At 66.8% G+C, this 3,535-nt stretch carries 5 protein-coding genes; 1 reads left to right on the forward strand and 4 read right to left on the reverse strand.

Going from position 1 to position 3,535, the window contains the following annotated elements:
- From GPA_RS01210 to tig, 3 genes are all read right to left on the reverse strand, one after another.
- Positions 1–256 (reverse strand): ClpX C4-type zinc finger protein (locus GPA_RS01210; protein WP_041238736.1); only part of this gene is annotated, 256 nt, incomplete at its 3' end.
- A gap of 6 nt (positions 257–262) precedes the next feature.
- Positions 263–898: an ATP-dependent Clp protease proteolytic subunit gene (locus tag GPA_RS01215; RefSeq protein ID WP_015538715.1), complete on the reverse strand. Its 636-nt coding sequence runs from the start codon at positions 896–898 to the stop codon at positions 263–265.
- 171 nt (positions 899–1,069) lie between these two features.
- A complete protein-coding gene (gene tig, locus GPA_RS01220) occupies positions 1,070–2,587 on the reverse strand; it encodes a trigger factor (protein ID WP_041238737.1) in 1,518 nt (505 codons plus the stop codon).
- A gap of 326 nt (positions 2,588–2,913) precedes the next feature.
- Here tig and GPA_RS01225 point away from each other — a divergent pair, with 326 nt between their 5' ends.
- Positions 2,914–3,273 (forward strand): hypothetical protein, encoded by a 360-nt coding sequence (locus GPA_RS01225; RefSeq protein ID WP_041239908.1) that lies wholly within the window; start codon positions 2,914–2,916, stop codon positions 3,271–3,273.
- A gap of 51 nt (positions 3,274–3,324) precedes the next feature.
- Here GPA_RS01225 and GPA_RS01230 read toward each other — a convergent pair.
- Positions 3,325–3,535 (reverse strand): hypothetical protein (locus GPA_RS01230; protein WP_041238738.1); only part of this gene is annotated, 211 nt, incomplete at its 5' end.

A 3,535-nucleotide genomic window follows, 5' to 3' on the forward strand; every position in this document is an offset into this window, starting at 1 on the left:
CGGCCACGTACGGCTCGCCCGCGCGCTTGGCGTGGCGGCCCTGCGGCTCGGGCTCCATCGGCACGTCCGCCTCGGGCGGCACGGAGAGCCCCAGATCGCGCATCATGGCGTCGGCGCACACTGAGATGCACTCGTCGCAGATGTAGATGCCGTTGGGGCCCGAGATCATCGCGGCCACCTCGTGCGGGTGCTTCCCGCAGAAGGCGCACGCGATGTCGTCCCGGCCGGCGAATTCCTCGTGTCTCTCGTTCGTCATAGCAGGTTATTCGCTCTTCTTCTCTTCGGTGTCCGCGGCGGCGGCGCGCGACGTGGTGATGCGGTCCACCAGGCCGTAGGCCAGCGCCTCCTCGGCGGTCATGTAGTTGTCGCGCTCGGTGTCGGCCTGGATGGTCTCGAGCGTCTGGCCCGTGTTGTCCGCGAGTATCTTGTTCAGGCGGTTGCGGGTCTTCAGCATGAAGTCGGCCACGATGGCGATCTCGGTCTGCTGGCCCTGCGCGCCGCCGGACGGCTGGTGGATGAGCACCATGGAGTTCGGCAGGCACATCCGCTTGCCCTTGGCGCCGTTGGACAGCAGCACGGCGGCCATGGAGGCGCACTCGCCCAGGCAGATGGTGGACACGTCGCACTTGATGAAGTCCATGGTGTCCAGGATGGCCAGGCCCGCCGTGACGGAGCCGCCCGGCGAGTTGATGTAGAGGGAGATGTCCTTCTCGGGGTCGGCGCTCTCCAGGTGCAGCAGCTGCGCCACCACGGAGTTCGCCACGTTGTCGTCGATCTGCTCGCCCAGGAAGATCACGCGGTCGTTCAGCAGGCGGGAGTAGATGTCGTAGCTGCGCTCGCCGCGCGGGGACTGCTCGATGACGTAGGGGATCAGTGCTGCCTTGGTATCGTAGCTCATAGCTTGTTGCCTCGCTTTCGCTCGCGGCCCCGGCGGGACCGCACGGAATCGTCTAATGCCATAGTGATGTACGTTTCGCCGCCACGCAAGGCCAGGCTACCGTTTCGTTACCCTCGGCGAGACGAGCGGACGCGCCCCCGGGAGGGCGCGTCCGAAGGGCCGCCTGCGGCGCTACTCGGCGTCCGCGGCCTTCTCGGCGTCGGCGGCCTCGTCCTTCTTGGCCTTCTTCGGGGCGGCCTTCTTGGCGGCCGGCTTCTTCTCGGTAGCCTCGGCCTTGGCCTCGTCCTTCTTGGCGGTCTTCTTGGCCGAGGCCTTCTTGGCGGGCTTCTTCTCGTCCTTCTTGTCGGCGGCCGCTCCCGGCTCGACGATGGTCACGACGGCCTTCTCCATGACGTCCTCGGCGGCCCTCGTGCGGGCGATACCGTTCTTCACCATGTGGAGCTGGCCGTTTCGGCGCCACTCCTCCTGGAGCTTCTTCGGATCCTCCACGCCGCTCTTCACGAACTCCTCGGCCACATCCTCGTCGGTGACCTCCATGTTGTAGTGGCGCGCCCACGCGTCGAGCGCGAGGTCCTGCTTGGTCATGTCGGCGGCCTGCGCCTTCACGTCCTCCTTGAAGCGGTCGGGCGTGATGCCCTGCTGCTTCAGGTAGGCGTCGAAGCTCACGCCCTGGCGCTGCAGCTGCTGGAAGAAGTCCTGCAAAAGGCTCGTCTCGGCCTCCTCGCACATGGCCTCCGGCACGTCGCCCTGCAGGCGGTCGGCCAGCTTGGAGAGGCACTGGTTCTCCTTGATGCGGGGCAGCACCTCTTCCTTCTGCTCCAGGATGGAGTCGGCCACGCGGGTGCGCAGGTCGGCCACGTTCTCGAAGCCGAGCGTGTCCTTGACCCACTCGTCCGTGACCTCGGGCAGCACCTTGTTCTTGACGGCCTGCACCTCCACCTCGAAGTTGATCTTGGACGTCTTGCCCATGAGGGGCTGCGTCATGACGGTCGGCTCGGCCGGCACGTCGATGGAGAACTCCTTCTTCTGGCCCTTCTTCATGCCCACGAGCTCGGCGTCGAACGCGGCCGGGAACAGGCCGGTGCCCAGGCCGTAGAGGCGCGTGGGAGATGTCAGGGAGGCGATGTCCTCGCCGGCGTCGTCGGTGGCCTTCATGCCCAGGTCGAGGTAGCTGTCCTCCTTGACCTTCGTGGCCGCGGCGGCGTCCTCGTAGTCGTAGTAGTGCTCGCGGAGCTGGTCGATCTGGTCGTCGACCTCGGCGTCGCTCGCGCCCTCGGCGGGCATGTCGATCTCCACCGGCTCGTAGCTGGAGAGCTCCAGCTCCGGCTTGACCTCCACCTCGAGCGAGTACTCGAACGGCTTGCCGGCCGCCACGAGGCCCATGTCCTCGGCGAACGTCGGCTTCGACACGGGGTACAGGTTGCATTCGTCGATGGCGAGGGGATAGGTCTCGTTCACCACGTCGTCCGTCACCGTGGCGGGAACCGCCTCGGCGCCCAGCGCGTTGTCGATGATCGGGCGCGGCGCCTTGCCGGCGCGGAACCCGGGGAAGTTGTACTTGTGCGCGAAGTCCTTGTAGGTCTTCTTGATGCGCGCGTCGATATCCTTGGCATCGACGGTAACGGTCACCTTGACGCGGTTATCCTGCAATGCCTCAACTTTTGTCTCCACGTAACTATCCTCCATCATTTCCGATAAATCGCCTCGCGGCAGCGTGCGCGGTGCTCTCGGCGGCTGCCCCCTAGCGGCGCGCATCCGCGTCGGCCTCGCAAGACGTCCGAGTCGCACTCTGGCACACCGAAACGGAATTATCGCACATATGGTAGGGTTGAGGAAGCAGGTTCACGAAGAACCGACGAAAGAGGTGCGGTACGCGGGCGCGAGGCGCCGCGCTGCCCGTCCGGAGCCTCCGGGTACCGGGACGTTTCCTGATCTCCGGCGATTTTCCACATCCCCCGCCCGCCGCGACCCGCTATCATGGAAACCATCATCATGAAACCGATCGAGAGGTGCGCGTGGCCATCTCCTTGAACATACCGCAGGAGCGCGAGCTGGCGCGGCTCATAGACTACGAGCGCTCGACGTGCAGCGTCGAGGGCGAGCTCGTGTACCGCTGCGCCTTCCCCTACCGCCCCGACGACGAGCTGCAGGCCGAGCTCATCGATGCCGGGGCGCTGGCCGCGAAGGCCGAGGGCAAGCGCGGCACCATCGTGGTCATCACCTCGGACGGGTACTCCTTCTTCCTCGAGCGCAACCGTGCCGAGCGCGAGCGCGTCCGCCGCGAGAAGCGCGACGCGCGGCTCATCGGCCTGTCGGCCCTGTTCGCCGCGCTCTGCGTGGTGGCCGGCTTTTTGCTGGGACGCTTCCTGGCGTAAGGGCCGCGGCGGCCTTCCCGACGGCCGGGCCGCGCATCGGGCGGCGCCCTCCTAGGCGAAGAACGTCTGGGTGAGCCAGGGGCCGTACTCGCCTTCCCACATGCCGCCCAGCTGGGCGAACACCTGCGGCCAGTCGATGGTCTGGCCGAACAGCAGCTCCAGGTAGTGGCGGTTGCCGATGCCGCGCTCGGGCGGCGCGCCGAGGCAGGCCTGCGCCACCGTGTAGGTGCAGGTGGGGCACGTGGTGACGAGTGTCTCGGCG

The sequence above is a fragment of the Gordonibacter pamelaeae 7-10-1-b genome (assembly GCF_000210055.1).
GTDB classification, from domain to species: domain Bacteria; phylum Actinomycetota; class Coriobacteriia; order Coriobacteriales; family Eggerthellaceae; genus Gordonibacter; species Gordonibacter pamelaeae.

Bases quoted from the DNA above. Each gene is read 5' to 3' on its own strand.
- GPA_RS01215 (WP_015538715.1), bottom strand. From the start codon at position 898: ATGAGCTACGATACCAAGGCAGCACTGATCCCCTACGTCATCGAGCAG.
- tig (WP_041238737.1), bottom strand. From the start codon at position 2,587: ATGATGGAGGATAGTTACGTGGAGACAAAAGTTGAGGCATTGCAGGAT.